This window comes from Ancylobacter vacuolatus (assembly GCF_030813595.1).
GTDB lineage: Bacteria > Pseudomonadota > Alphaproteobacteria > Rhizobiales > Xanthobacteraceae > Ancylobacter > Ancylobacter vacuolatus.
Genome location: NZ_JAUSUH010000003.1, coordinates 1 through 25,145 on the forward strand (window position 1 = coordinate 1; position 25,145 = coordinate 25,145).

Consider the following 25,145-nt stretch of genomic DNA (forward strand, 5'->3'; position numbering starts at 1 on the left):
GGCGCCACCACGGCGAGATTGGTGGTCTGCGCCTTCGAGATGCCGATGAACGAGTTCATGATGCCCCACACCGTGCCGAACAGGCCGACAAAGGGTGCGGTGGCGCCGATGGTGGCGAGCAGGCCGGTGCCGCGGGTGATCGCCCGCCCCGCCGCCACCTCGATGCGCGACAGCGAGATCGACACCCGCTCCTTGATGCCGTCGGCCGGCAGCGGCCCGGAGCGCTGGAGTTCGAGATCGGTCGTCGCCAGCATGGCGCCGGCCGGCCCGCGCGGGTCGACGCGCCGCGCCTCGTCCAGCGTCGCGCTGGCGAGATAGCCCTTCAGCGCCCGCCGCAGCCGGCGCTTGGCCACGGCCAGTTCCAGCGTCTTCGCCAGCCACACCGTCCAGGTCACCACCGAGGCGAAGGCAAGGCCGATCATCACAGCCTTCACCACCCAGTCCGCCGCCAGGAACATCCCCCAAGGGGACAGGTCATGCGGGAGCTGCGCCGCGACGGAGGGGTCCTCACCTTGGTCGAGCGGCAGGCCTGAGGCGGCCGGGTCCGCCGGGGCCTCGCCGGTGGCGGGCGCGGTGGCCGAGGGGTCAGCGGCGGGCGCGGCCGGGGCGGCGGCGGCATCGCCGGCCGGGGAGTGCACAGGCTCGCCGGTCGCCGGGGCCGCCATGCCGGGAGCCGGCGGCACCAGCGGATCGAACGCCGACGGCGCGGGGGCCGCCATGCCGGGCGCGGCTGGCGCGGGGGTGGCGGGGGTCGAGAGGGCCGGCGCCGGCGGCTGCACCTGCGCCCACGCCGCCACGGGGCCGGCCACCAGCAGCGCCAGCGCCAGCAGAAGGTTCAGCGCCGGGCGCTGGGCGAGGGACGCGGCGAGGGTTGTGGGTGTCGTCGGCATGGCGGCTTCCCGAAGCTCCGGTTTCCCCGGCGCTCCGGCCCGAAGGCGGAGATGTCGGCCGGGGCGTCCTCAGTCCCGGCTTCCATAAACCCGCAATGACGGGATCGACAACACTAAAACGACCAGATGCTCAAATGTAGAATTCTTCGAAACAAGGATTACAGCAGGATTGTACAATTTAACATCATTCTAGACTAAGCATTCATCCCACCCGAACACCGATCACCTTGCCGGGATTGAGGGTCTGTGCGGGATCAAGTGCCGCTTTGACCCGCTGCATCAGGTCAAGCGCGACGGGATCGGCGTAATGGGCCAGTTCCTCGCGCTTCAAGAGGCCGATACCGTGCTCGGCGGCGATGGAGCCGTCCATCTCGGTCACGATGTCATGCACGATCCTGTTGAACCTTTCCCACAAAGCGAGGAAGGCGGCCTTGTCCATGCCGACCGGCTGGCTGAGGTTGAAATGGATATTGCCGTCGCCGACATGGCCGAACGGGCACGGCCGCAGCCCCGGCAGCGCCGCGAGGCAGGCGGGCAGCGCCCGGTCGAGAAATTCCGGCACGCGCGAGACCGGCACCGAGACGTCGTGCTTGATCGAGCCGCCCTCGTGCTTCTGCGCCTCCGACATGTCCTCGCGCAGCCGCCACAGATTGGCCGCCTGCGCCTCGCTGCTGGCGATGACGGCGTCGAGCACCTCCCCCGCCTCCATCGCGGCGCCAAGCCCCTCCTCCATCAGCGCGCCGAGATCGAAGGCGCGGGTGGGCGAGGAGAGCTCGGCCAGCACATACCACTCATAGCTGTCCGCCAGCGGGCGCACCGTGCCCGGCATGTGCCGCAGCACCGTCTCGACCCCGAAGGCGGCCATCAGCTCGAAGGTGGTGAGCGCGTCGCCCGCCTCGCCGCGCAGGCGCTTGAGCAAGGCGAGCGCCGCCGCCGGGTCCGGCACGGCAAGGAAGGCGGTGGCGCGCTGCGCCGGCCTAGGGAACAGCTTCAGCACGGCGGCGGTGATGATGCCGAGCGTGCCCTCGCTGCCGAGGAAAAGCTGCTTGAGGTCATAGCCCGCATTGTTCTTGCGCAGCCGCTTCAGCCCGTTCCACACCCGCCCGTCGGCCAGCACCACTTCCAGCCCCAGCGCCAGCTCGCGCGCATTGCCGTAGCGCAGCACGGCGGTGCCGCCGGCGTTCGAGGACAGGTTGCCGCCGATGCGGCAGGAGCCCTGCGAGGCGATGTGCAGGGGAAACAGGCAGCCCGCCTCCTCCGCTGCCGCATGCACCTTGTCGAGAATGCAGCCGGCCTCCACCGTCATGGTCATGTCGACGGGATCGACGGCGCGGATGCGGTCGAGCCGGGCGAGCGAGAGCAGCATCTGCCCGAACGGCACCTGCCCGCCCACCAGCCCGGTATTGCCGCCCTGCGGCACCAGCGCCACCCCCGCCTTTGCGCAGGCCTCGACGATGAACGCCACCTCCTCGGTGGAGCCCGGCCGCAGCACGGCGGGCGCCTCGCCCCGGTAGAGCCCGCGCTCCTCATGCAGATAGGGCGCCATGTCGGCCGGGTCGGTGAGGACATGGGCGGCGCCGATGCGCTGGGCGAGGGCGGCGAGCAGGGGGGAGAGGGTGGACATGAGCGATCCTGAAACTAGCGGGAGGCGTCGATGACATGAACGTGGCCGGCGCCACCATAGTCGAGAATGGCGGGGTCGGCGGTAAGCAGGGGCGAGCCCAGATGCCGCGCCGTCGCGATGATGATGCGGTCCGCCGGGTCGGCGTGCAGCGTGCCCGGCAGGCGCACACTGTCCACGGCAATGGCCGGCTCCAGCGCCGCCAGCCGCAGCGCGGGCAGGGCCAGCACGCTCTCCAGCCAGGCGCCGACATCGTCGGCCAGCGCCAGCCGGCCCTTGTGCACCAGCAGCGCGATCTCCCACGGCGTGATGGCGGAAACGAACACGCCGCCGGCCTCGCCCGCCCGCTCGAGGACGGCGCGCGCCTGCCCGCCGAGCCGTACGTCGTCGTCCAGCGCCCAGATCAGCACATGCGTGTCGAGAACAATCACGAAAGGGCGGCCCAGTCGCCCGCATCCGTCGCCGGTTCGAACGGCTCGTCATAGCGGGTGACGACCCCGCGAGACGCGCCGATCAGTGACCGCGCCGGCACGGCGGGGACCGGGCTCAGCACCGCCACCGGCTTGCCCCGGCGGGTAATGGTCACCGGCTCGCCGGTCTCGTTCATCTCGTCGATCAGGCGCAGGCATTCGGCTTTGAACTGCGCGGCCGGGACGATCCTTGCGCTCATGAGCCTGCCTCCTGGAGCCTGTACATGATTTATGTACATCATTGTCCCGCAATGGCAAGGAGGGCGCGCGCCCGCCCGGCGCGCCGCTCATCGCGGACATGGCTCCATTGTCGCCCCGCCGCGCCCCCTTGCCCCGGCGCGTCTTTCCCCCTATCCCCGCGCCATGGCCCCTCCTCTTCTTCTGCTTCAAGATACCAAGCTCACCTTTGGCGGCACGCCGCTGCTGGAGGGGGCGGAGCTTTCCGTCTCCGCCGGCGAGCGCGTCGGCCTTGTCGGCCGCAACGGCTCGGGCAAGTCCACCCTGCTGAAAATCGCCGCCGGCCTCGTTTCCGCCGATAGCGGGGCGCGCTTCGTGCAGCCCGGCGCGACGGTGCGCTATCTGCCGCAGGAGCCGGACCTCTCCGGCTTCGCCACCACGCTGGCCTATGTCGAGGCCGGCATGGGGCCGGGCGACCAGGAATACCGCGCGCAGTATCTGCTCAGCGAGCTCGGCCTCACCGGCATGGAAAACCCGGCCAACCTCTCCGGCGGCGAGGCGCGCCGCGCGGCGCTGGCCCGCGTGCTGGCCCCCGAGCCGGACATTCTGCTGCTCGACGAGCCGACCAACCATCTCGATTTGCCCGCCATCGAATGGCTGGAGGCGGAGATTGCCTCGCTGCGCTCGGCCCTCGTGCTGATCAGCCATGACCGCCGCTTCCTGCAGGACCTCACCCGCGCCACCGTCTGGCTCGACCGGGGCCGCACCAAGCGCATGGAGCGCGGCTTCGGCTTCTTCGAGGAATGGCGCGACCAGGTGCTGGAAGAGGAAGAGCGCGACCAGCAGAAGCTTGCCCGCAAGATCGTCGCGGAAGAGCACTGGATGCGCTACGGTGTCACCGCGCGACGCAAGCGCAACGTCCGCCGCGTCGGCGAGCTGGCCGCCCTGCGCGCCCAGTTCCGCGACCATCGCGGCGCGCTGGGCAGCGTCACCATGGCGGCCACCGAGGCGGAAGTCTCCGGCAAGCTGGTGATGGAAGCCGAGCACATTTCCAAGACCTATGGCGAGCGCGTCATCGTGCGCGACCTCACCATCCGCATCCAGCGCGGCGACCGCATCGGCATTGTCGGGCCCAATGGCGCCGGCAAGACCACGCTGCTGAAAATGCTGACCGGCGAACTGGCCCCGGACACCGGCAAGGCCAAGATGGGCACCAATATCGAGATGGCGACGCTCGACCAGCGCCGCGCCGCGCTCGACCCCAACCGCTCGGTGCGCGAGACGCTCACCGACGGGCGCGGCGACCAGGTGTTCGTCGGCGGCAATCCGCGCCATGTCATCGGCTATATGAAGGACTTCCTGTTCACCCCGGAACAGGCCGGCACCGCCGTCTCGCGCCTGTCGGGTGGCGAGCGGGGGCGGCTCTTGCTGGCCTGCGCGTTGGCGCAGGCCTCCAACCTCATGGTGCTGGACGAGCCGACCAACGATCTCGACCTCGAAACGCTCGACCTACTGGAAGAGATGATCGACGACTATGCCGGCACGGTGCTGCTGGTGAGCCATGACCGCGACTTCCTCGACCGCACCGTCACCGCCACCATCGCCTATGAGGGCGACGGCAATTGGGAGGTCTATGCCGGCGGCTATTCCGACATGGTGGCCCAGCGCGGCCATGGCGTGAAGATGCGCGCGGCGGCGGCGCCCAAGGCGGCGAGCGCCAAGGCGGGCAATGCCAAAGCCGGCACCGCCGCGCCCGCCCCGGCCGCGTCCAAGCGCAAATTCTCCTTCAAGGAGAAGCACGCGCTGGAGCAGCTGCCCAAGCGTATCGCCCAGCTGGAATCCGACATCAAGCGCATCAACAACACGCTGCACACGCCCAATTTCTACACCCGCGACCCCGCCGGCTTCCAGAAGGCCACAGCCGAGCTGACCAAGGCGCAGGCGGAACTGGCCAAGGCCGAGGAAGAGTGGCTGAAGCTGGAAATGATGCGCGAGGAAGCCGGCGGGTGAGCGGGCGTGGCCGCGCGAGGGCGCGGCCTGCGTGCTTCGAGACGCGGCGCTGCGCGCCGCTCCTCAGCATGACGAGGGCGTGTTACGGGAGCGATGAGGGTGCTTCGTCATCCTGAGGTGACGAAGGACACCCTTCGTCATCCTGAGGTGCCCGGCGAAGCCGGGCCTCGAAGGACGCACGCCCTCGCCGCGCCGGCCGCCGCCGGCCAGCGCCTCCCAAAGAACACACCACCCGAGCCCACCATGCCCCGCCTCATCCCCCTCGCCTCCCCGGACGACCCGCGCATCGACGCCTATCGCGTCATCAAGGAGCGCGATCTGGTCGGGCGCGGCGGGCGTTTCATCGTCGAGGGACGCACGGTGCTGGATGTGGCGCTGTCAAAGCGCAACCGCTTCGCGCTGGAATCGCTGCTGCTGGCGGAAAGCCGGGTGGACGCCCTCGCCCCGCTGCTGGCGCAGGCCCCCGCTGACCTGCCGATCTATACCGCCAGCCAGACCATTCTCGACGGCATCACCGGCTTCCACATCCATCGCGGCCTGCTCGGCGTCGGGCTGCGCGGCGCCCTGCCCTCAATGGCGGAACTGGTGGCCGGGCTGCCGGAGGCGGCGCTTGTCGTGGTGCCGCTCGGCATCGCCAATCACGACAATGTCGGTGGCATCATGCGCAACGCCGCCGCCTTCGGCGCCGATGCGGCGCTGTTCGACTTCGCCTCCTGCGATCCGCTCTACCGCAAGGCGATTCGCGTCTCGGTCGGCGGCAGCCTGATCGTGCCCTTCGCCCGCGAAGGTGCGGCGCCAGTGCTGCTGGACCTGCTGGCCGCCGCCGATTTCGAGCTGCTGGCGCTGAGCCCCGCCGGGGCGACGGTGCTGAGCGAGGTGAAGCCCGCCCGCCGCACCGCGCTTCTGCTCGGCGCCGAGGGGCCGGGCCTGCCCGATTCCATCCTCGCCCGCACCCGCACCGTGCGGATCCCGATGCGCGGGGGCTTCGACTCGCTCAATGTCGCCACAACAAGCGGTATTGCGCTGCACGCTCTTGCCTGTGGCCGGTAAAGCACGCGTGAAGCACGAATCAAGGCTCGACAATCGCGGCACCGAGGCGCATCTTGAATCGCACTTCTACAGGCGGGAAGCCGTCTGATTGATCGTCAACTCTTAAAGGCCCGAGGTACCCCCTCGGGCCTTTTTTCTGTCGGCTGCTGCTTTGGACGCGCCGGCCTTTTGCTGGTATTGCGACCCTCGCGCGGCCCGTCCCTTGGCGTAGAGAGCGATGCCAGACCTTCAGCCCTTCCGTCCCGAGATCATCAAGCTCGGCGGCAGCCTCATCGGCCATCCCCGCCTGCGCGCTCTGCTCGCGGCGCTCGCCCGGCGCGGCGCGCCCCTGCTGCTGGTGGCTGGCGGCGGCCCGCTGGCCGATGCCGTGCGGGCGCTGCAGCCGCGCCTGTCGCTTTCAGATGCCGCCTGCCACCGCATGGCGATCCTCGCCATGGAGCAGACCGCCCACGCCTTCGCCGACCTCAGCCGCGATTCCCTGTCGCCCGGCCTCGCCCTCGCCGACGCGCCCGCCGCGATACAGGAGGCACAGGCGCAGGGCCGCGCCGCCCTGTGGCTGCCCGCCCGCATGGCGCTGGCGGCAAGCGACCTGCCGGAAAGCTGGGACCTCACCTCGGACAGTCTTGCCGCCTGGCTGGCGGAAAAGACCGGCGCCCTCCGGCTGACGCTGGTCAAATCCATCCCCGCGCCCGCCGGCAGCACGCCCGCCGACTGGGCGGCGGCCGGCCTCGTCGATCCGCTCTTTCCCGCCTTCGCCGCCCGTCTCGCCTGCCCTGTCGGCGTGACAACGGCGGAGGCCTTCCTGGCCGCACCGACCCAAGGGGAGATCGCCGCATGAGCGCGAGCAAGGGAGCCTATCCGCGCTGGGCCTGGGCGCTCACCGGCTCGGGCCATTACTTCACCGAGTCGATCGCGCTGATAAAGTCGCTCGACGCGGTGGACCTGTTCGTCTCCAGGGCGGCGGACGAGGTGCTGCGCATGTACAAGCAGGACCTGCCCAAGGACACCCGCATCTTCAAGGAGACGACCGCGAGTTCCGCTCCGGTCGGGCGCTTCTATGAGGGGCTGTACCACACGCTGGTGGTTTCCCCGGCCTCCTCCAACACGGTGGCGAAGGCGGTGTTCGGCATTTCCGACACGCTGGTGACCAACTGCTTTGCCCAGGCCGGCAAGTGCCGCGTCCACGCCATCGTCTTCGCCTGCGACACCGCGCCTGAAATGATCACCATGGCGCCCAAGGGCCCGGTCTCGGTCTATCCCCGGCGGATCGACCTTGAGAACACCGCCAAGCTGAAGGAATTCGACGACACCGTCGTGGTCGAATCGATCGGCGATCTTGAAGCCGCCATCGCCGCGCGCGGGCTCCACCTCGCGGAAAAGGCCGCCTCCTGAGATGGCGGACGAGCCCCCTGCCTCGACCAAACCGGAGCGGGTCGCCCTCATCACCGGCTCGCTGGCCGAGCCGCGCCTGACCAAGATCGCCGGCGAGATCACCGATGCGAGCCTTGATCCCGTCGTGGTCAATGTCGGGGTGAAGGTGGCGGCGCTGATGACGGCTGACATCGTCGAGCGCCGGCTGAAGCTGCCCGAGGGCACCGACCGGGTGCTGATGCCCGGCCGATTCCGCGGCGATCTCGACCGGCTGGAACGCTTCTTCGGCGTGCCCTTCGCCCGTGGCCCGGACGAGGTGGCGGACCTGCCGGATTATTTCGGCCAGAAGCGCCGCGCCACCGACCTCTCGCAGCACGACGTCACCATCTTCGCCGAGATCGTCGACGCCACCGTGCTGGACATCGACGCGCTTATCGCCCGCGCGCTCTTCCTCAAGGGCGAGGGCGCCGATGTGATCGACCTCGGCTGCCTGCCGGACACGCCCTTCCCGCATCTGGAAGAGGCGATCGCCGCGCTGCACGGGGCGGGGCTAAAGGTGAGCGTCGATTCGTTCAGCCTGGAGGAGCTTACCCGCGCCACCCGCGCCGGCGCCGACTATTTGCTCAGCCTCAACGAAAACACGCTCGACGTGGCGAAGGAGGGCCCGGCGGTGCCGATCCTCGTCCCGGCGACGCAGGGCGACCTCTCTTCGCTCTGCCGCGCGGTGGACGCCTGCCTCGCCTCCGGCCAGCCCTTCTATGCCGACCCGATCCTCGACCCGATCCATTACGGCTACACCGCCTCGGTGGTGCGCTATGCCGAGCTGCGCCGGCGCTACCCCGACATTCCCATCCTGATGGGCATCGGCAATGTCACCGAGCTGACCGATGCCGACACCACGGGCATCAACGCCCTCCTCATGGGCATGATTTCGGAACTGCATATCCAGGCCGTGCTGGCGGTGCAGGTGAGCCCGCATTGCCGCACGACGGTGCGCGAATTCGACCGGGCGCGGCGCGAATATTTCGCCGCCCGCCAGGCCGGCGCGCTGCCGCAGGGTTTTGGCGGCGGGCTGATGGCGCTGCGGGACCGCAAGCCCTATGCCGCCTCGCCCGACGAGATCGCCCGGCTGGCGGCCGAGGTGCGCGACCGCAATTTCCGCATCGATGTCAGCGAGGCCGGCATCCACATCTACAACCGCGACGGCCACCATGTGGCCAGCGAGCCCTTCGCGCTGTTTCCCCATCTCGGGGTGGAGGCCGATGGCGCCCATGCCTTCTATCTCGGGGTGGAGGCCGCCCGCGCCGAAATCGCCTACAAGCTCGGCAAGCGCTACGCGCAGGACGAGGGGTTGAAATGGGGCGTGGCGGGCGAGATCGCCGGCAGCCCCGAGGAAGCCCACCGTTTGACATTCAAGGAGGCCGGCACGACCTTGCAGGCCAAAGCCAATGCCAAAGCTGACGCCAAAGACAGGGCCGAGCCGAAAGCCGGAGAGACGCCGTGATCCGTGAAGCCATCGTCACCACCCGCTCGCTCGAAGGCGAGCCGCACATCGCCCCCATGGGCGCGACGGTGATCGAGGGCGGCTATGTGCTGCAGCCCTTCCGGCCCTCCCGCACGCTGGAAAACCTCGCCGCCACCCGCATCGCCGTGGTCAATTTCACCGATGATGTCCGCATCTTCGCCAGCTGCGTGGTCGGGCGCCGGTACAATGTGGATGTGAAGAAGGCGACCTATATCGATTGCCCGCGCCTTGCCGACGCGCTCTCGCATGACGAGGTGACGGTGGAGCGCGCGGAGGACGACCCGCAGCGGCCGAAATTCTTCTGCAAGACCTATCATTCCGAAGGCCATACCCGCTTCGAGGGCATGAACCGCGCCAAGGCGGCGGTGCTGGAAGCCGCCGTGCTGGTCAGCCGGCTCGGACTGCTGCCGGATGAGAAGGTGGATCAGGAAATGGCCTATCTCGCCATCGCGGTGGAAAAAACCGCCGGGCCGGAGGAGCTGGAAGCCTGGGGCTGGGTGCTGGACGCCGTGGCCGAGCACCGCAGCCGGCGGGCGTCATGAGTCCCGCCGCGCCCGGCCTGCTCGCGAGCGTCACCGATCTGCACGAGATGGAGCTGGCGCGGGCCGGCGGTGCCGATATCGTCGATCTCAAGCAGCCGGCCTTCGGGGCGCTGGGCGCCTGGAGCACCGATGCGCTGGCCGCCGCCTTCATGCTGTGGAACGCCTGGGGCGACCAATTGGGCGAGGCCGGCCGGCCGGCGCTGAGCGCCACGATCGGCGACCAGCCCATGGTGCCGGCGCTCATCCGCGCCGCCGCCGAGCGCGTCGCCCGCACCGGCGTGCCCCTGGTCAAGATCGGCCTTTCCGCCTCCCAGCACACCAATGAATGCATCGAGGCGCTGGCCCCGCTCGCCAGCCGGACCCGGCTGATCGGCGTGCTGTTCGCCGACGAGACGCCCGATTTCACGGTTCTCGCCGCGCTGGGCCGCGCCGGCTTCGCCGGGGTGATGATCGACACCGCCGACAAGAAGGCCGGTTCGCTGACCGAGCATCTCGACCCGCTCACGCTGGGCCAGTTCGTCGCCGAAGCGCGGCGCCACGGGCTCATCACCGGGCTCGCCGGCTCGCTCCGGCTGGAGGACATCCCGGCGCTGGTCGGCGTCGGGGCGGACTATCTCGGCTTTCGCGGCGCGCTGTGCGAGGGCGGCCGCACCGGCACGCTCGACCCGGTGCGTCTCGGCCAGGTCCATGCCCGCCTGCGCGAGCCGAGCGACCATTAGCGCCCCTCGTTCCCCGCACAAGCCGCGCGCCCCACTGCCGTCAGCCCGGCCGAAGCGCAGCGAAGATGCGGACGCGCCTGCCTTGACTTTGCCGCCGGCGAGGTTCATTCCCCCGCCCGCCGCGTGTCACCGCGCCGCCACCGGAATACCTTAGACATGCCCAGCGACAGTACCAGTCGATTGCCCGGCCCATGGCGGCTGGCGCTGTGAACCGGCCCCGGGGCTGACCCGGCTTCGGCTCCCCGCGCCCGCCCGCTATAGGCGGGACAGCGGAAAGAGAGCCGAAATGGACGACCGGACGGAAGACCGCCGCGACGATCTCGTCGTGGATACCGCAGCCCTCGCGGCCGAGCTCGCCGAAGAGCACCCCGCCGACATCGCCGAAGCCCTTGACGAGCACGAGCCGAGAACCGCCTCCGCTTTGCTCGCCAGCCTGCCGCGCGAGCAGCAGGTGGAAGTGCTCGACGGCCCCGATGTCGACCTCACCAGCGAGCTGATCGAGGCGCTGCCGGTCGAGGAAGCGGTGCGTCTCGTCTCCGACATGTCGGCCGACCGCGCGGCGGACCTGTTCCGCTGGATGGACGAGCCCGCCCGCTCGCATCTGTTCGCGCGGCTGGCGCCGGAAACGCAGGCCGAGCTGAACCGCCTGCTCGCCTGGCCCGAGCACAGCGCCGGCAGCCTGATGACGACGGAATTCGTCACCGTGCCCTCCTCCTGGACGGTGGGCGAGACGCTACGCCATATCCGCGCGATCGAACGCACGCGCGAGACCATCTACGCCATCTATGTGCTCGATCCGGTCTCGCACCGGCTCCTCAAGGCGGTGACGCTGCGCCGCCTCATCACCGGCGAACCCGAGCAGCCGATCCTCGAGGTGGCGCCCCGGCACGACCCCATCACCACCGACCCGCTGATGGACCGCGAGGAGGTGGCCAAGCTGATCTCGAAATACGACCTGCTGGCGGTTCCGGTGGTGGATGAGAACGAGCAGGTGCTCGGCATCGTCACCGTCGACGACATGATCGACGCCATCATCGAGGAAGGCACCGAGGACGCGCAGAAATTCGGCGGCATGGAAGCGCTGGACGAGCCCTATATGGAGATCGGCTTCTTCAACATGCTGAAGAAGCGCGGCGGCTGGCTCTCCATCCTGTTCCTCGGCGAAATGCTCACCGCCAACGCCATGCAGCATTTCGAGGACGAACTGGAGCGCGCCATCGTGCTCACCTTGTTCATCCCGCTGATCATGAGCTCGGGCGGCAATTCCGGCTCGCAGGCGACCTCGCTCATCATCCGGGCGCTGGCGCTGGGCGAAATCCAGCTGAAGGACTGGTGGCGCGTCGCCCTGCGCGAGCTGCCCTCCGGCCTCGTACTCGGCTCCATCCTCGCCACGCTGGGCGTGACCCGCATCACCGTCTGGCAGCTCGCCGGCTTCCATGATTATGGCGAGTACTGGATGCTGGTGGCGGCCACGGTGGGTGCGGCGCTGATCGCCATCGTCACCTTCGGCTCGCTGATCGGCTCGATGCTGCCCTTCGTGCTGCGCCGCGCCGGCTTCGACCCCGCCAGCGCCTCGGCGCCGTTCGTCGCCACCTTCGTCGACGTGACCGGCCTGGTGATCTACTTCACCGTCGCCATGGTGATCCTCAAGGGCACGCTGCTGTAGGAAGCCCACTCCCACGCAAAAGCAACGTCATCCCCGGGCTTGGCCCGGGGATCCACGATTTGGGGCGGGCAACACGTGGCGGCTGGGAGGTCGCGACTTCCTCCGAGGCTGGTCCCTGCTCTAGCTTCGCTCAGCCGCCGGTACCAAACTTAGCATAGCCCGAACAGAAGTCGTCAGGCGGGAGCCCCTACACCCCCGCCAGCACTTCCCCCTGCCCGCCCATCAGCGTGTCGCCGACGATCCGGCGCGCATGGGTCCAGCCGCTCAGCATGGCGGAAAGCTCTGGCACCCGGCGGGCGATGAGGCGCAGCGCCACCAGCTCATGCGCGCCGGTGTCGATGAAGCCGGCCGGCAGTTCGGGCACCGCGTTGACGAAGATCGTCCCGCGCTTCATGCCACGCCCGGCCAGCGGCCCGATGGTGCCACCGACGCTCACCGTGCCGGCGATCATGCCGGTGGCGAGGCCCTCCCCGGCATCGCCGGCAATGGTGATGAGCCCGCCGCGCTGGCGCTCAGCCGCGCGCGGGCCGGCATGACCGCCGATCTGCAGCACCCCGCCCGAGAGGCCGCGCCGCGCGCCCGAGCCGGCCGCGCCGGCGTGCGCACCCGCATTCCCCGCGAGTTCGATCCGCCCGCCGGACATCTCACTGCCGAGAAAATCGCCGGCATCGCCGCCAATCCGCAGCACGCCGCCGCTCATGCCGCGCCCGGCGAAGGCGCCGACCGTGCCGTCGACGATCAGCTCGCCCCGGGTCATGCCGGCGCCGACGCCGTCGAGCCGCGCATCGCCGATTTCGACCAGCAGCACCCCGTCCGGCGCGCCCTCGACGAAGAACAGCTCGGCCAGCTTGAGGCTGCGCCCGCCGCACGGCACCTCGCGGTGCTCCAGTTCGCGCAGCGAGAGCGGGCCGGTGACTTCAGGCGTCAGGCCGGACAGGTCCACCCGCGCCTCGAACGGCGCGCGCGGCTTGAGGGAAACTCCGGTCATGCCGTCTCTCCCGCGCCGTTCTGCATGATCTCGCGCAGCTTGAAGTGGAAGGGGCCGAGATTGCCGCCATAATTGCCGGCGTCGATCGCCACCACGCCGCCCTCGGCACCGATGGCGCAGACCGCCGTGATGCCGACGCGCGTCGCTTCCGCCACCGCCTCGAAGCTCACCCCGTCAATGACGATCTCCAGCACCGAGCCGACCTCGTCGGGCAGCTGGCTCGGCACCGTGCCGCGCAGGGTCGGGCAATAGGCGTCGTTGCTGGAGGCGAACAGGCCCTTGTACTTCGAGCCGACCTTGGAGCCGGAGCGCACCACCCCGCCGGGGAAGGGCAGGATGATGCCCGGCACCTGCACCATCGCCGCCACCGCCGCCTCGGCGGCCTTCAGCGCCTCACCCCGCGAGCGGGCGAGGATGAGGAAATTGCCGCCGCCGACGCCCTCGACCGAGCCGGTATCCTCGTCGCAGACGAACTCGCCCTCCATAACAGGCAGGCGCCAGAACCTCTTGTCGCCGATCTTCTTGGAAATCTGGTGCCCGTCGGCGAAGTAGCGGATGGTCTTGGCCAGCGGCACCCGCTTGCCGCCCTCGATGCCGGCATAGCAGGCCGTGGTCGGGCAGGTCAGCACGCACTGGCCGAGGCGCAGCGGCACCACTTTTTTCAGCGAGCCGAAATCCATCGCGAAGATCAGCAGGGAAACGCCCGGTCGCCCGTCCGGCGTCTCCTCGGGAGTGAGCGTGCGCTCGATCCCCGCCTCGCAGCCGCAGCCGATCACCGAGGTGGCAAAGCCGGTGGTGGTGCGGCCGGCGATCAGCGCCCATTCCGGCGTGTCGGCGGTGACGATGAGCCGTGTGCCCACCATCGGGAAGGCTTCCGCGAAGGTGTCGCGGATCTCGACGCCATTGAGGATCATCGGGCGGCCTCCCGTCGCGGCATCAGGTTTGGACGCCTGCGGCGATCCCTGCGCTGGGTCCCGGATCGGCGCTTCGGCTGCGCCTGCGCTTGTCCGGGACACAAGGAGACAGCTGTTTCCCGGACAAGCGGCGCCACGCGCCGCGCCTTGCCGTCCGTGCGCCCCACTCCCTCTCCCCCACGGGGAGAGGTGAAAATCATGTCGGTCCCGTTCACGACGCCACCCCTTCGCATTTCAGGATGGTCGGCCCGGCGCCGTGCCTCAGCTCGCCATCGGCGATGCGGAAATGCTTCGATTTCAGCCCCACCGCCTCGTCGAACCAGCGCTGCATGTCCTTGTCCACCGAGCGGTCGAACTCCGGGCGGGCGACATGGGTGGTGCCCTGCGCCAGTTCCACCACCACGCCGTCCTTGACGATCAGCCGGCCGTTCTTGAACACCATGCGCGTGGTCGAGAACATCGCTTCGCGGTCGGCATCCTCGGTGTGCACGGCGATGTCGGCCACCGCGCCGGGGCCGAGATGGCCCTTGTCCTTCAGCCCGAGAATGCGGGCGGGCGCGGCGCGGGTGAGGATGGCGACCTCCTCCAGCGAATATTCGCGCTTGATCTGCGCCAGCAGCGTGTGCGCCTGCGCCGCCTTGTTCAGCGTCGCCAGCTGGGCGTTGCGGAAATCCCGGTCCATCAGCAGGCGGATGAGGTGCGGATAGGTGGTGAACGGCCCGCCATTGGGATGGTCGGTGGTGAGGAAGATCCGCCAGGGGTCCTCCACCAGCAGGAACAGCTCCAGCCCGATTGCCCATTGCAGCGCGTTGACGAAGGACTTGTCCTTGTACTCGAACGGCACCACCCCGCAGGCGGCGTCCAGCTCGATATCCATGCCGATGGACTTCTTCGGGCTGGCCAGGCCGCGATTGCGGTATTGCGACATGTAGTCGGCCGACGCGGTGATGGTCTGGCCGAACATCACCTGCCCGACATCGACCGAGATGTTCGGGTTGGCGTTCACCATCTCGGCGATGCGCGCCGCCGAGGAGGAAAAGCGCTTGTCGCCCTCGGTGCCGTAGGAGTGGAATTGCAGGTGAGTGAGGTGCAGCCGCCGCCCCTCGGTGGCGAGGATGGTGGCGAGCGTCGTCTCGTCATTGCCTGGCACGCCAAGATTGCAGCCATGCAAATGGATCGGGTGCGGCAGGCCGAGTTCCGTCACCGCCCGGATCAGCGTGGTCAGCACTTTGCGCGGCGTCACCGCGTAATGCGGGTTGGCCTCGTCGAGGTCCATCTTGCGGGCGTTGAACTTGAAGGCGTTGATGCCGCCGGGATTGACGATCTTGATGGCGAAGGCTTGCGTCGCCTCGATCATCCAGCCGACATAGGCGTTCACCTGCTCCTGCCCGGCACCGGCCGCCAGCAGGCGCTGGAAATAATCGTCATTGCCGAGCACGAGATAGGCGCCGGTGTCGAGATTGGGAATGTCCGCCATTTCAAGATGCGCGCCGCGCGCATTGGCGCCGACCATGGCCGGCTCGAACACCGTGGTGTAGCCAAGTTCGGCATAGCGGCAGCCGGTCGCGTGCGCGGTGGGCACCGCCCGCCCGCCGCCGCAGCCGCAGAAATTGCCGGGCATCTCAGGGAAGGCCCGCCGGTCCTCCTGCATCAGCAGGCGGGCCAGGTTCATCTTGCCGCCGGCGATATGGCTGTGCAGGTCGATGCCGCCGGCCATGACGACAGCGCCGCCCAGGTCATATTCCGCATCGGCCTTTCGATCGGTGGCGGCGACGATGCGCCCATCCTCGATCTCGATGTCGCGCACGGTGCCGCTGGCGACCCCGTTCTCGCCATTGGCAGGGTCGAGCACACGCCCACCCTTCAGCCGCAGTCTCATTTACCCCTCCGCTATGCGACGCACAGCCTCGGCAACGCTGGGAAGCGTCGCGACGCGCAAGGCGCCGAGCGGCAGGCTTACGATGGAATCCATGCGGAACACCGTGCCGGCATGGTCGACGCCGGGGGTGCCCACAGGGATGAAGACATCAGGTTCCTTGTCGAACACTGTCTCGGGATGGGCAAGAGCAATGATCTTACCCCCGAAATCGGGCGGCGGCTCCGGCCGGAAGGCCGAGATCCACACCAGCACATCGGCATCCGCCAGCGCCGCCTCGGTCGCGAACAACGTGCCGTCATGGCTGCTGGTCTGGCCCCGCACAGCGGTGCGCAGGGGATAGCCGAGCCGCCAGAGCAGCAGCTGGTTCACGCCGATGATGTTGTCGCGCCCGCCGAGCGGAAACACGCCGGCCCGCGTCGTCACGTTCAGCGTGTCGACCAGCGCGGTGGCCCGCTCCGCGACGAGGTCGCCATCGCCGAGATCCGCCGCGTTCCAGGTCACCACCGCGTAATGGGCATTGCGCAGTTCCTCGGCGAGGCCGGCCAGCGTGTCGGCATCGATGCCGCCGAAGCTGCCCCCCGGCGGGCGACGGCCGGCGGTGAGGCTGCCAAGCGCCTCCAGCGCCGCCACCGCATCGGTGGTGGCGTGGTGAACGACGTTCGCGCCGGCAAGCTGCGCGCTCGCCTTCTCCCCCGGCGCGCCGCCGAGGAAGATCACGCGGCGGTTGGCACCAGCGAAAAGCGGGGTCGCGGGAAACAGGCGCTCGAACAGCCGGCCCCAGGTCGCGCTGGGATCGTCGCCGACGACGAGCAGCACGTCGCAGCGGTTGCGCACCTCCGCCAGCGTGGTGGAGAGCCAGCCGGTGCGCTGGGCGGCGGCGTAGTTCCGAAACAGCCCCTCGGAGGCGTAATGGTCGAGCACCCCGCCGAAGCGGATGGCGAGGTCGACGGCAGCGCCGGCGCCGGCCATGTCGACGCCGAGCCCGCCAATCAGCGGCGCCCGGGCGGCCGCGAGAATGTGATGGGCCGCTTTGGCCGCATCGGCCTGACTGTTCACCTCACCGGCCACACGCGCCATCGGATCGGCGGTATCCAGGCGCCGCAGCAGCCGCGCCGCCTCGGGGCAGACGGGCGCCGTGGCGCGGACCTGCCGGCCCTCGACCTCGACCGTCAAATCATCGCAGCCGAGCCCGCAGAAGCCGCAGGCCACATCATGGATCGTCTGAACCTCGGCCATTGCTAATTACCTGACAAATCAGTCGTATTTGATGTAGGCGAAACGCAGGTCGCCGCGCGGCGTGCCTTCCAGCGCGCTATCGGCCTCGGTCCCCGGCTGCCAGCCGACAACATCCTCGATCTTTTTCGCCAGCTGAAAGTCCCGCTCGGTAATGCCCTTGGCGTCGTGCGACATCAGCCGCACCTCCACCCAGGCATAGGAAGCGGTGAGATCCGGATGGTGCCAGGCTGCCTCCGCCAAATGGCCGACAGTGTTGATCACCATCAACGTCCCCTTCCACGAAGAGGTGCGATAGGTACGCCGAATCCACCCGTCCTGCAGCTTCCACTGCGGAAGATCGACGGCGAGCCGTTCCTCCACCTCATTGTCGGTGAAGGTTTTTTTCGGGTCCAGCGCCATGTCCTGGCGTCCTCCTGGCGGCATCTGCCCGTTCTGATGCGGGCGTCATTGACTGATTCGGTAGCACGCCCGCGCCGCATCCGGCAAACGCGGAAATCATCACCCGGCTTGTCCCCGACGCCTTCCGGGCCTTACCATGGCCGTCGAGGAAACGCTGGTGAACACCACAACACGTCAATTGCAGACAGCGAGGGATGAGCTGGAGAGGTCGGTGATCCGCATCACCGCGCCGGGTCGCCTGCACCTCGGATTCCTCGATCTCGCCGGAACGCTGGGCCGGCATTTCGGCAGCCTCGGCATCACGTTGGACCGTCCCGCCACCGTGGTCCGCCTGCGCCGCGCCGACACCCTCACCGCCAGCGGGCCGGATTCGGATCGCGCCCTTGTCGCGGTTGAAAAAGCCGCCGCCCGCTTCGGCCTCGACCCGCAGGTGGAGGTGACGGTGGAAGCGGCGCTGCCGCCTCATTCCGGCCTCGGCTCCGGCACCCAGCTCGGCCTCGCCGTGGCGACAGGGCTCTGCCTCGTCAACGGGCTCGACCTGTCCCCGCGCGAGATCGGCGCGGCTTTGGGTCGCGGCGCCCGCTCCGCCATCGGCATCGGCGCCTTCACCGAGGGCGGGGTGATCCTCGATGGCGGCAAGAGGCGGGGCTCGGACGCACCACCCCCCATTCTCTCCCGCCTGCCCTTCCCCGAGCACTGGCGCCTTCTGCTGGTATATGACCACGGGCATCAGGGACTTAGCGGGCCGGAGGAGGTGAAGGCGATGGAGGGCCTGCCGCCTTTCGCCGACACGCTGGCCGGCCATATGTCCCGGCTCGCCGTAATGGTGGCGCTCCCTGCGCTGGCGGAGCAGGATGTGGATTACTTCGCCGCCGCGGTGGGCGAAATGCAGCGACTGCTCGGAGAGCACTATGCGAGTGCCCAGGGGGGCCGCTATACAAGTTCCTCCGTCGCCGAGGTGATGGAGTGGCTGGAGGCGCGCGGCCTGCGCGGCCTCGGCCAGAGTTCCTGGGGTCCCACGGGTTTTGCCATTGTCGGCAGCCCCGAGGAGGCCGACCAGCTTCTCAGCGAGGCCCGGATTCGCTTCGGCGACCGGCCCGCTCTGGCTTTCGACTGTGCGCGCGGCAGCAATGCCGGGGCGCGGATCGAATGGCTTGCCTGCGTCGAGCAGTGCTAGCGACGGTTTTGGCGTAACGCCCGCGTCGCTCCCCCTCTTCCGCACGAGAGGCCGCAAGGCCCGATTCTGACCTAGGGAACGCACGCCATGGCGGACATCGCCCCCATTCTCCACATCATCTCGCCGCTCCGCCACGTCAGCCCGTTCGACGTCAACATGGCGGTCGATGCCGGCTACACCACCATCCTCCCCTATTCCGGGGTGACGCTCGACGAGGTCGGCGACCTGACGCAGGACATGATGTTCTCGCGCCACCCCGATGCCGCCCCGCGCACCGGCCTGTTCATCGGCGGCAAGGATGCGGGCCTGGCGCTCGACATGGCCAACAAGGCGAAGAGCGTGCTGTTCCCGCCCTTCGAGATTTCCATCTTCGTCGACCCGGCCGGCTCCTTCACCACCGCCGCCGCCATGGTGGCGGAAGTCGAGCTGAAGCTGCGCCCCTCCCGCCCCGAGGGGCTCAAGGGCGTGAAGGTGCAGGTCTATGGTGCCACCGGCGTGGTCGGCGGCATTGCCGGCGTGATCGCGGCACAGGCGGGCGCGCAGGTGACGCTGGTCAGCCACCGCGACATAGAGGCGGTCGAGGCCAAGGCCCGCGACTTCAAGCAGCGCTTCGGCGTCGACCTCGCCAGCGCCACCGGCAAGAGCGAAGACGATAAGCGCGCGCTGGTCGCGGACGTCGAAGTGGTGCTGGCCTGTGGCCGGGCGGGGGTGGAAATCCTCTCCGCCGACGTGCTGGCCGAGGCGAGGCACCTCAAGGTCGCCGCCGACGTCAACGCCGTTCCGCCCGCGGGCATTGCCGGCATCGACGCCCATGCTAATGGCAAGCCGCTGGCCCATGGCGCGCTCGGCATCGGCGCGCTGACCATCGGCCATCTCAAATACCGCGTGCAGCACGAACTTCTGCAGCGCATGCGCATCGCGCCCTCGGCGATGACCATCGGGTTTGAAGATGCCTTCGTCCTCGCGCGATCTCTCACGGCCTGAGGACGGGTTCGATGTCGTCCTTGCCGGCATCGCCGCGCGTGGGCTGGCCGCCAGCGCCCGCCGCGCCGGCCTGCGCGCCCTTGTCCTCGACCTGTTTGCGGACGAGGACACGCGCGCGCTGGCGTCACATGTCGTCCAGCTGCGCCGCCACGACGGCTTCGCCCTCGACCCGGACGATCTCCTCGAACAGTTGGGCCGCCATGCCGGGGCGGATGTCCCGCTCGTGCTCGGCACCGGCTTCGAGGACGCGCCGGAGCTTGTCGCCCAACTGGCGGCGCGCTTCCACGTTGTCGGCAGCGGTGCCGACACGCTGGCAAAACTCAAGGACCCCGTCCTCTTCGCCCGCCAATTGGCAGCTCTCGGCATTCCCCATCCCCGGCTCTTTCCCGGAGCGGCGCCGGAGGGCAGGCGCGCATTGGAAAAGCGTGTCGGCGGTTCGGGCGGCGGGCATGTCCGCCCGGCGCGGCGGGCGCGCGGCGCGGGCTGGTATCTGCAGGAGTTCGTGGAAGGGCGCAGCGTCTCCGTCCTGTTTCTCGGCGATGGCGAAGCCGCACGCCTCATCGCCTTCTCCGAGCAATGGTGTGACGCCAGCGACGACGCCCCGTTCCGCTATGGCGGCTGCGCCGGGCCTGTCGCCGTGGAGGATGCGCGCGCCCGGCAGGTTGCCGACGCGCTCTCCAAGCTCACCGGCGCCGTCGGTCTCAAGGGCCTCGCCAGCGCCGATCTCATCCTGCACGACGAAGGCTGGCACCTCATCGAGGTCAATCCCCGGCCGGGCGCGACGCTGGACATCTTCGACGCTCCCCCGCTGCCGCCCCTGTTGCGACTTCACCTCGACGCCTGCGCAGGCCGATTGCCGGAGCTCCCGCTCCTTGTCCCCGGCGCGGGCGTGGAGGCCCGGGCCGCCGGCCTATTTTACGCACCCGCCGCCATGGTGCTGAGGGACGCGCTGCCCGACTGGGCAGCCGACCGTCCCGCCCCGGGCACGCGTATCGCGGCGGGCGAACCCGTCTGCACGGTGCGGGCGGCCGGGCGCGACATTGCCGAAGCCCGCGCCGTTCTGGCGCGGCGCATGGATCACCTTTCGCGCGCGCTGAGCACAGCCAGCCGCGCAGCTGCGGAGTAACTCTCCCATGGCGGACCTCATTCTGGACGGGCTGAAGCCGAGCGTTGCGGCGCTGGCGGCGCCCCTCGTCGACCATCTCGTCGCCAACGCCACCACGCTGCGGCTCGGCATCAGCAAAAGCCCCTGCGGCGCCCTCCTCGTCGATGCCGGCATCGCCGCGCGCGGCGGGCTGGAAGCGGGCCGGCGCATCGCCGAAATCTGCCTCGGCGGCCTCGGCGCGGTCAGCCTTTCCACCAGCGGCCGATTTCCGCGCTGGGGCACGATGGTGACGGTGACGACCGCCGATCCCGTCATTGCCTGCCTCGGCAGCCAATATGCCGGCTGGAGCCTGGCGGAAGGCGATTTCTTCGCCCTCGGCTCGGGCCCGGCCCGCGCGCTGTGGGGGAAGGAAGCGCTGTTCGAGGAGCTCGGCTACCGCGACAGCGCCGACCAGGCCTGCCTGGTGCTTGAAGTCGACAAGCTGCCGCCGGACGTGCTGGTCGCCCGCATCGCCGAGGAATGCGGCATCGCGCCGGAAAAGCTGACGCTGATCCTCACCCCCACCTCAAGCCTTGCCGGCACGGTGCAGATCGTCGCCCGCGTGCTGGAAGTGGCGCTGCACAAGACGCACGCGCTGCATTTTCCGCTCGACCGGGTGGTGGATGGCATCGGCGCCTCGCCCTTGCCGCCGCCGGCGCCGGATTTCGTCGCCGCCATGGGCCGCACCAATGACGCCACCCTCTATGGCGGCGATGTGCAGCTGTTCGTCACCGGGCCGGAAGACGAGGCGCGGGCGCTGGCCGAGGGGCTGCCGAGTTCCTCCTCGCGCGACCATGGCCGCACCTTCGCGGAGATCTTCACCGCCTATAAGGGCGACTTCTACGCCATGGACCCGATGCTGTTCAGCCCCGCCCGCGTCACCGTGACGGCGCTGGAAACCGGCCGCAGCTTCACCTTCGGCGCGTTCCACGAGGATGTTCTGGAGCGTTCCTTCGCATGAGCGTGGAGCGCTCCGATACCGTCGTCATCTTCACCGAGGACGCCGATTGGCACACACGCCGGCTGAAGGCGGCGATCGAGCGCGAGGGCTTTGATGTCCTCGTGCTCTCCCTGAATGATTGCGGCTTCGCCATTGGCGGCACCGCCCATGGGCTGGTGCTGCCGGGCCTCGGCGACCTTTTGCCGACCGCCGCCTTTGTCCGCCTCATCGCCAAGGGCTCGACCGAGCAGATCACCGCCCGGCTCGGCCTGCTGCACGCACTCGGCGCGCTGGGCGTGAAGGTGATGAACGACGCCCGCGCGGTCGAGCGCTGCGTCGACAAGTCGATGACCAGCTTCCTGATCGCGCAGGCCGGCCTGCCCACCCCGCGCAGCTTCGTCAGCGAGGACCGGGCGGCGATGCAGGCGCTGCTCGACGCCGCGCCGGGCGACATGGTGCTCAAACCCCTGTTCGGCGCGCAGGGCCGGGGCATTCGCCGGCTGGCCCCCCGCGCGCAGCTGCCCGAGCCGGAAAAGGTCGGCGGCCTGTATTATCTCCAGGATTTCGTCGCTGCGCCCACGGCCGAGAGCTATCAGGACTGGCGGGTCTTCGTCATTGGCGGGACAGTGGCCGGCGCGATGCTGCGCCGCTCGCCGGTGTGGATCACCAATATCCATCAGGGCGCGGTCGGCGTGCCCGCCCCGTTCGACCCCCGCGCCCATGATCTCGCCATACGCGCCACGGCGGCGGTGGGCGCCGACTATGCCGGAGTGGACCTGATCGAGGACGCGAGCGGGCAGCTTCAGGTGCTGGAGGTCAATTCCATGCCGGCATGGAAGGGTCTGCAGAAGGCCATCGAGGTCGACATCGCCGCGGCGCTGGCCCGCCATCTCGCGACCCAGCTGGCGGCACCCCGGCGCGTGGCCGTGCCGGCATGAACGCCGACGCCATCGCGGCCGCCTTCCGCAGCGCCTGCCATGCCGAGCTCGACGCGCTGAAGGCGGGCAATGTCCACCGCTTCAGTGCCGGCCATGGCATGGAGGTGGCGCATTTCGAGCGCGCGGCGCAGGCGGCGGCACCCGCCCTTGCCGCGCCGGGAAAGCGGGTGGGCGCGCGGATCGAGGCGGCGGTGGCGGCCTCGCTGGAAGCGACCGGCCTCAACACCAATCTCGGCATCATTCTCCTCTGCGCGCCCCTCGCGGCGGCAGCGGAACAGCCCGCCCCGATGCGGGCACATCTCGACGCGGTGCTGGCGGGTCTCGACATCGCGGACGCGCAGGCTGCCTTCCGCGCCATTGCTGCGGCCAATCCGGGCGGGCTCGGCCGGCATGGCGCGCATGATGTGGCGGCGCCCGCCCGCATCGGGCTGCGCGAGGCTATGGCGGAGGCGGCGAGCCGCGACCGCGTCGCCCGGCAATATGTCAGCGGCTTTACCGATGTGTTCGACATCGGCCTCGCGCGCCTTGCCGAGCTGCGCGACGCCGAGCCGGAAGCGCGCACCGAGGCGGTGCATCTCGCCTTCATGGCCGCCTTCCCGGACAGCCACATCGCCCGCAAATTCGGAGAGGTGACCGCCGAGCAGGTGCGCGCCGAGGCGGCGGAGGTCGCGGGAACCGTGGATTTCCGCGCTCCGGCGGAGAGGCGCCGCGTACCGCTGCATGCCTTCGACGCCAGCCTGAAGGCGCGTGGGCTCAATCCCGGCACCAGCGCCGATCTCACCGTGGCGACGCTGTTCGCCGCCGCTCTGCTCACGCCATGAAGGCCGCGATATCCTCCCGCGACAGCCGCCCGTCATGCAGCGCACTCGCCAGCAAAACGCCGGCGATGCCGAGCTCTGCCAGATGATGAAGGTCGCCCACGTCGCGCACCCCGCCTGCGGCATAGACCCGCCGGCCCTGCGCCCGCGCCAGAATGTCGGACAGGCGCTCCATATCAGGCCCCTGCCCGGCGCCCACCCGCGCCAGCGTCATCACGATCACCGCCTCCGGCCAGAGATCGGCGCGGGCGTGCAGCTCCCCCGGCCCGCGCGGGCCTTCCGGCCCATAGTCGAGCGAGAGCAGCCCGGCCCCGCTCGCCAGCGCCGCCTCGGCTTCGGCGAGATCGGCAAGGCTCTCGCTGCCGATCACCGGCCGGCCCGGACCGCCCGCGACACGGCGGGACAGCGCGGCGGGAGAGGCCTCCCCCGCATCCACCCACAGAGCCAGCCCGGGGTGGCGCGCCGCGAGTGCCTCCAGCACCGCGTCATGCCCCGCTGCGCCGGCAATGGCGTCGAGATCGGCGATATAAAGCGTGCGGAAGGTACCCAGCGCCAGCAGGCCCTCGGCCACGTCCTGCGGGGCGGCGCTGGCGGAGAGCGGCGTCTCGATCGGTCTGTAGGCCGCGCGGGCGCCGCGCCGTGCGTGGACCACCGCACCTCCCATCAGGTCGATCACGGGTATAAGTTCCACCTTCGGCATTCCTCTCTGGTACTTCGGTAGATGTTGGTCTTTGTCGTTGAAACGGTCACGGGGGGCGGCGCCCTCGGTGCGGAACTGCCCGCCTCGCTCATAGCCGAAGGCGCGCTGATGCGCGACACGCTGATTGGCGATCTGGAGGACCTGCCCGGCGTGCGGGTCATCACCACCCATGATGCGCGCTTTGCCGCCCCGCCGCGCGGCACCAGCACGGCGCTGCGCCTGGGCGACGATCCGCGCTCGATCTGGCGGCTGATGGCGCAGGAGGCCGATTGCTGCTGGCCGATCGCGCCGGAAAGCGGGGGCGTTCTCGAAGGGCTGGTGCGCGACTTTCGCGCCCATTGCCGACGCGTGGTGGCGCCGGATGCCGAGACCATCGCCCTGTGCGCCAGCAAGAGCCGCACTGCGCAGGCGCTGGCGGCGGCGGGCGTGAAGGTCGTTGCCACCTGGCCGCTCGATGCCCTGCCCGAAGGCATGGACGGCCCCTTCGTGGTGAAGCCGGATGACGGTGCCGGCGGGTTTGGCCTCCGGATCCTCAATCACCGCCCGACGCCGCCCTTTTCGGCCGGCCATGTCATGCAGCCCTTCATCGCGGGCGAGGCGGCGAGCCTCACCTTGCTGTGCCAGAGTGGGCGCACCCATGTGCTCACCGCCAATCGCCAGCACATCGTGAGGGTCGACGACACATTGCGCTTCACCGGCGTCACCGTCGGCGCCTTCCCGGTCGATGACGCGCTGCACGCCTTTGGCGAGAGCGTGGGTGCGGCGCTGCCGGGACTGCATGGGCTGGTGGGCGTGGATTATATCGCTACCGCTGAGGGGCCGGTGGCGGTGGAGGTCAATCCACGCCTCACCACCTCCTATGCCGGTCTGCGCCGGGCGCTGGCGGTCAATCCGCTCGCCTTCATGGCCGAGTTCATCCGCGATGGCGTGGTGCCGGACCTGCCGCACCTGCCGCCCGCGCTTCCTGTCGACATCGTGCCCTGAAAA

General features: G+C 69.5%; 25 protein-coding genes. 15 read left to right on the plus strand and 10 right to left on the minus strand.

Annotated elements, in window-relative coordinates; translation table 11 throughout:
- From exbB to J2S76_RS07805, 4 genes are all read right to left on the minus strand, one after another.
- The coding region (exbB, locus tag J2S76_RS07790; RefSeq protein ID WP_307059158.1) for a tonB-system energizer ExbB at nt 1-890 on the minus strand (890 nt) is incomplete at its 3' end.
- 202 nt (nt 891-1,092) lie between these two features.
- Nucleotides 1,093-2,514, minus strand: a complete 1,422-nt coding sequence (locus tag J2S76_RS07795) for an FAD-binding oxidoreductase (protein WP_307059160.1) — start codon at nt 2,512-2,514, stop codon at nt 1,093-1,095.
- Nucleotides 2,515-2,528: 14 nt separating this feature from the next.
- Nucleotides 2,529-2,942, minus strand: coding sequence for a type II toxin-antitoxin system VapC family toxin (locus J2S76_RS07800; RefSeq protein WP_307059162.1), 414 nt, complete (start codon nt 2,940-2,942; stop codon nt 2,529-2,531).
- Complete coding sequence (locus tag J2S76_RS07805) at nt 2,939-3,181, minus strand: type II toxin-antitoxin system Phd/YefM family antitoxin (protein WP_307059163.1); 243 nt, start codon at nt 3,179-3,181, stop codon at nt 2,939-2,941. The genes J2S76_RS07800 and J2S76_RS07805 overlap by 4 nt, the downstream gene beginning before the upstream one ends.
- Before the next feature lie 163 nt (nt 3,182-3,344).
- On the opposite strand from J2S76_RS07805, the gene J2S76_RS07810 reads away from it, so the two are divergent.
- The 8 genes from J2S76_RS07810 to mgtE all read left to right on the plus strand — a co-directional run bounded on the left by J2S76_RS07810 (nt 3,345) and on the right by mgtE (nt 12,041).
- Nucleotides 3,345-5,168 carry an ABC-F family ATP-binding cassette domain-containing protein gene (locus J2S76_RS07810; protein ID WP_307059166.1) on the plus strand — a complete coding sequence of 608 codons (1,824 nt, stop codon included), beginning with the start codon at nt 3,345-3,347 and terminating at the stop codon, nt 5,166-5,168.
- A 243-nt stretch (nt 5,169-5,411) separates the two neighbouring features.
- The gene (locus J2S76_RS07815; RefSeq protein WP_307059168.1) at nt 5,412-6,218 is read left to right on the plus strand and encodes a TrmH family RNA methyltransferase; all 807 of its coding nucleotides are present in this window, start codon (nt 5,412-5,414) and stop codon (nt 6,216-6,218) included.
- A gap of 217 nt (nt 6,219-6,435) precedes the next feature.
- Nucleotides 6,436-7,056, plus strand: coding sequence for an amino acid kinase family protein (locus tag J2S76_RS07820; RefSeq protein WP_307059171.1), 621 nt, complete (start codon nt 6,436-6,438; stop codon nt 7,054-7,056).
- Nucleotides 7,053-7,610 carry a flavoprotein gene (locus J2S76_RS07825; protein ID WP_307059173.1) on the plus strand — a complete coding sequence of 186 codons (558 nt, stop codon included), beginning with the start codon at nt 7,053-7,055 and terminating at the stop codon, nt 7,608-7,610. The genes J2S76_RS07820 and J2S76_RS07825 overlap by 4 nt, the downstream gene beginning before the upstream one ends.
- 1 nt (nt 7,611) lies before the next feature.
- Nucleotides 7,612-9,093 carry a DUF6513 domain-containing protein gene (locus J2S76_RS07830; RefSeq protein WP_307059175.1) on the plus strand — a complete coding sequence of 494 codons (1,482 nt, stop codon included), beginning with the start codon at nt 7,612-7,614 and terminating at the stop codon, nt 9,091-9,093.
- Nucleotides 9,090-9,656 carry a DUF447 domain-containing protein gene (locus tag J2S76_RS07835; RefSeq protein WP_307059177.1) on the plus strand — a complete coding sequence of 189 codons (567 nt, stop codon included), beginning with the start codon at nt 9,090-9,092 and terminating at the stop codon, nt 9,654-9,656. The genes J2S76_RS07830 and J2S76_RS07835 overlap by 4 nt, the downstream gene beginning before the upstream one ends.
- A complete protein-coding gene (locus J2S76_RS07840; protein ID WP_307059179.1) occupies nt 9,653-10,375 on the plus strand; it encodes a (5-formylfuran-3-yl)methyl phosphate synthase in 723 nt (240 codons plus the stop codon). The genes J2S76_RS07835 and J2S76_RS07840 overlap by 4 nt, the downstream gene beginning before the upstream one ends.
- A 286-nt stretch (nt 10,376-10,661) precedes the next feature.
- Complete coding sequence (gene mgtE, locus J2S76_RS07845) at nt 10,662-12,041, plus strand: magnesium transporter (RefSeq protein WP_307059181.1); 1,380 nt, start codon at nt 10,662-10,664, stop codon at nt 12,039-12,041.
- 187 nt (nt 12,042-12,228) lie between these two features.
- Here mgtE and J2S76_RS07850 read toward each other — a convergent pair whose 3' ends face one another.
- The 5 genes from J2S76_RS07850 to J2S76_RS07870 all read right to left on the minus strand — a co-directional run bounded on the left by J2S76_RS07850 (nt 12,229) and on the right by J2S76_RS07870 (nt 17,457).
- A complete protein-coding gene (locus J2S76_RS07850) occupies nt 12,229-13,029 on the minus strand; it encodes a formylmethanofuran dehydrogenase subunit C (protein ID WP_307059183.1) in 801 nt (266 codons plus the stop codon).
- Nucleotides 13,026-13,943 (minus strand): formylmethanofuran--tetrahydromethanopterin N-formyltransferase, encoded by a 918-nt coding sequence (fhcD, locus tag J2S76_RS07855; protein WP_307059185.1) that lies wholly within the window; start codon nt 13,941-13,943, stop codon nt 13,026-13,028. The genes J2S76_RS07850 and fhcD overlap by 4 nt, the downstream gene beginning before the upstream one ends.
- Before the next feature lie 211 nt (nt 13,944-14,154).
- Nucleotides 14,155-15,822, minus strand: coding sequence for a formylmethanofuran dehydrogenase subunit A (locus J2S76_RS07860; protein ID WP_307059187.1), 1,668 nt, complete (start codon nt 15,820-15,822; stop codon nt 14,155-14,157).
- A complete protein-coding gene (locus tag J2S76_RS07865) occupies nt 15,823-17,058 on the minus strand; it encodes a formylmethanofuran dehydrogenase (protein ID WP_307059188.1) in 1,236 nt (411 codons plus the stop codon).
- Between the two features lie 18 nt (nt 17,059-17,076).
- Complete coding sequence (locus J2S76_RS07870) at nt 17,077-17,457, minus strand: 4a-hydroxytetrahydrobiopterin dehydratase (protein ID WP_307059189.1); 381 nt, start codon at nt 17,455-17,457, stop codon at nt 17,077-17,079.
- Nucleotides 17,458-17,614: 157 nt separating this feature from the next.
- On the opposite strand from J2S76_RS07870, the gene J2S76_RS07875 reads away from it, so the two are divergent.
- The 6 genes from J2S76_RS07875 (at nt 17,615) to J2S76_RS07900 (ending at nt 23,461) form a co-directional block, all read left to right on the plus strand.
- Entirely contained in the window at nt 17,615-18,634 is a 1,020-nt protein-coding gene (locus J2S76_RS07875; protein ID WP_307059191.1) for a beta-ribofuranosylaminobenzene 5'-phosphate synthase family protein, read from the plus strand.
- A gap of 87 nt (nt 18,635-18,721) precedes the next feature.
- Nucleotides 18,722-19,618: an NAD(P)-dependent methylenetetrahydromethanopterin dehydrogenase gene (locus J2S76_RS07880; protein WP_307059195.1), complete on the plus strand. Its 897-nt coding sequence runs from the start codon at nt 18,722-18,724 to the stop codon at nt 19,616-19,618.
- Nucleotides 19,584-20,744: an ATP-grasp domain-containing protein gene (locus J2S76_RS07885; protein WP_307059197.1), complete on the plus strand. Its 1,161-nt coding sequence runs from the start codon at nt 19,584-19,586 to the stop codon at nt 20,742-20,744. The genes J2S76_RS07880 and J2S76_RS07885 overlap by 35 nt, the downstream gene beginning before the upstream one ends.
- Before the next feature lie 7 nt (nt 20,745-20,751).
- On the plus strand, nt 20,752-21,723 hold the full coding sequence (mch, locus tag J2S76_RS07890; protein ID WP_307059199.1) for a methenyltetrahydromethanopterin cyclohydrolase: 972 nt from the start codon (nt 20,752-20,754) through the stop codon (nt 21,721-21,723).
- Entirely contained in the window at nt 21,720-22,640 is a 921-nt protein-coding gene (locus J2S76_RS07895) for a RimK family alpha-L-glutamate ligase (protein ID WP_307059202.1), read from the plus strand. Before mch ends, J2S76_RS07895 begins: the two co-directional genes overlap by 4 nt.
- Entirely contained in the window at nt 22,637-23,461 is an 825-nt protein-coding gene (locus tag J2S76_RS07900) for a triphosphoribosyl-dephospho-CoA synthase (RefSeq protein ID WP_307059204.1), read from the plus strand. The genes J2S76_RS07895 and J2S76_RS07900 overlap by 4 nt, the downstream gene beginning before the upstream one ends.
- On the opposite strand, the gene J2S76_RS07905 is transcribed toward J2S76_RS07900, so the two are convergent.
- Nucleotides 23,451-24,158: a HisA/HisF-related TIM barrel protein gene (locus J2S76_RS07905; protein WP_370874712.1), complete on the minus strand. Its 708-nt coding sequence runs from the start codon at nt 24,156-24,158 to the stop codon at nt 23,451-23,453. The genes J2S76_RS07900 and J2S76_RS07905 overlap by 11 nt on opposite strands.
- 21 nt (nt 24,159-24,179) lie before the next feature.
- On the opposite strand from J2S76_RS07905, the gene J2S76_RS07910 reads away from it, so the two are divergent.
- The gene (locus J2S76_RS07910; protein ID WP_307059207.1) at nt 24,180-25,142 is read left to right on the plus strand and encodes an ATP-grasp domain-containing protein; all 963 of its coding nucleotides are present in this window, start codon (nt 24,180-24,182) and stop codon (nt 25,140-25,142) included.
- The last annotated feature ends 3 nt before the right edge of the window (nt 25,143-25,145 follow it).

What these genes read in the sequence shown, in the direction of transcription:
- J2S76_RS07795 (WP_307059160.1), bottom strand. Translation starts at nt 2,514, where the DNA reads ATGTCCACCCTCTCCCCCCTGCTCGCCGCCCTCGCCCAGCGCATCGGC.
- J2S76_RS07880 (WP_307059195.1), top strand. Translation starts at nt 18,722, where the DNA reads ATGGCGGACATCGCCCCCATTCTCCACATCATCTCGCCGCTCCGCCAC.
- J2S76_RS07840 (WP_307059179.1), top strand. Translation starts at nt 9,653, where the DNA reads ATGAGTCCCGCCGCGCCCGGCCTGCTCGCGAGCGTCACCGATCTGCAC.
- J2S76_RS07865 (WP_307059188.1), bottom strand. Translation starts at nt 17,058, where the DNA reads ATGGCCGAGGTTCAGACGATCCATGATGTGGCCTGCGGCTTCTGCGGG.
- J2S76_RS07905 (WP_370874712.1), bottom strand. Translation starts at nt 24,158, where the DNA reads ATGCCGAAGGTGGAACTTATACCCGTGATCGACCTGATGGGAGGTGCG.
- J2S76_RS07850 (WP_307059183.1), bottom strand. Translation starts at nt 13,029, where the DNA reads ATGACCGGAGTTTCCCTCAAGCCGCGCGCGCCGTTCGAGGCGCGGGTG.
- J2S76_RS07810 (WP_307059166.1), top strand. Translation starts at nt 3,345, where the DNA reads ATGGCCCCTCCTCTTCTTCTGCTTCAAGATACCAAGCTCACCTTTGGC.
- J2S76_RS07910 (WP_307059207.1), top strand. Translation starts at nt 24,180, where the DNA reads ATGTTGGTCTTTGTCGTTGAAACGGTCACGGGGGGCGGCGCCCTCGGT.
- J2S76_RS07815 (WP_307059168.1), top strand. Translation starts at nt 5,412, where the DNA reads ATGCCCCGCCTCATCCCCCTCGCCTCCCCGGACGACCCGCGCATCGAC.
- J2S76_RS07900 (WP_307059204.1), top strand. Translation starts at nt 22,637, where the DNA reads ATGAACGCCGACGCCATCGCGGCCGCCTTCCGCAGCGCCTGCCATGCC.
- mgtE (WP_307059181.1), top strand. Translation starts at nt 10,662, where the DNA reads ATGGACGACCGGACGGAAGACCGCCGCGACGATCTCGTCGTGGATACC.
- J2S76_RS07895 (WP_307059202.1), top strand. Translation starts at nt 21,720, where the DNA reads ATGAGCGTGGAGCGCTCCGATACCGTCGTCATCTTCACCGAGGACGCC.
- J2S76_RS07805 (WP_307059163.1), bottom strand. Translation starts at nt 3,181, where the DNA reads ATGAGCGCAAGGATCGTCCCGGCCGCGCAGTTCAAAGCCGAATGCCTG.
- J2S76_RS07820 (WP_307059171.1), top strand. Translation starts at nt 6,436, where the DNA reads ATGCCAGACCTTCAGCCCTTCCGTCCCGAGATCATCAAGCTCGGCGGC.
- J2S76_RS07860 (WP_307059187.1), bottom strand. Translation starts at nt 15,822, where the DNA reads ATGAGACTGCGGCTGAAGGGTGGGCGTGTGCTCGACCCTGCCAATGGC.
- J2S76_RS07885 (WP_307059197.1), top strand. Translation starts at nt 19,584, where the DNA reads ATGCCTTCGTCCTCGCGCGATCTCTCACGGCCTGAGGACGGGTTCGAT.
- mch (WP_307059199.1), top strand. Translation starts at nt 20,752, where the DNA reads ATGGCGGACCTCATTCTGGACGGGCTGAAGCCGAGCGTTGCGGCGCTG.
- J2S76_RS07870 (WP_307059189.1), bottom strand. Translation starts at nt 17,457, where the DNA reads ATGGCGCTGGACCCGAAAAAAACCTTCACCGACAATGAGGTGGAGGAA.
- fhcD (WP_307059185.1), bottom strand. Translation starts at nt 13,943, where the DNA reads ATGATCCTCAATGGCGTCGAGATCCGCGACACCTTCGCGGAAGCCTTC.
- J2S76_RS07830 (WP_307059175.1), top strand. Translation starts at nt 7,612, where the DNA reads ATGGCGGACGAGCCCCCTGCCTCGACCAAACCGGAGCGGGTCGCCCTC.
- J2S76_RS07825 (WP_307059173.1), top strand. Translation starts at nt 7,053, where the DNA reads ATGAGCGCGAGCAAGGGAGCCTATCCGCGCTGGGCCTGGGCGCTCACC.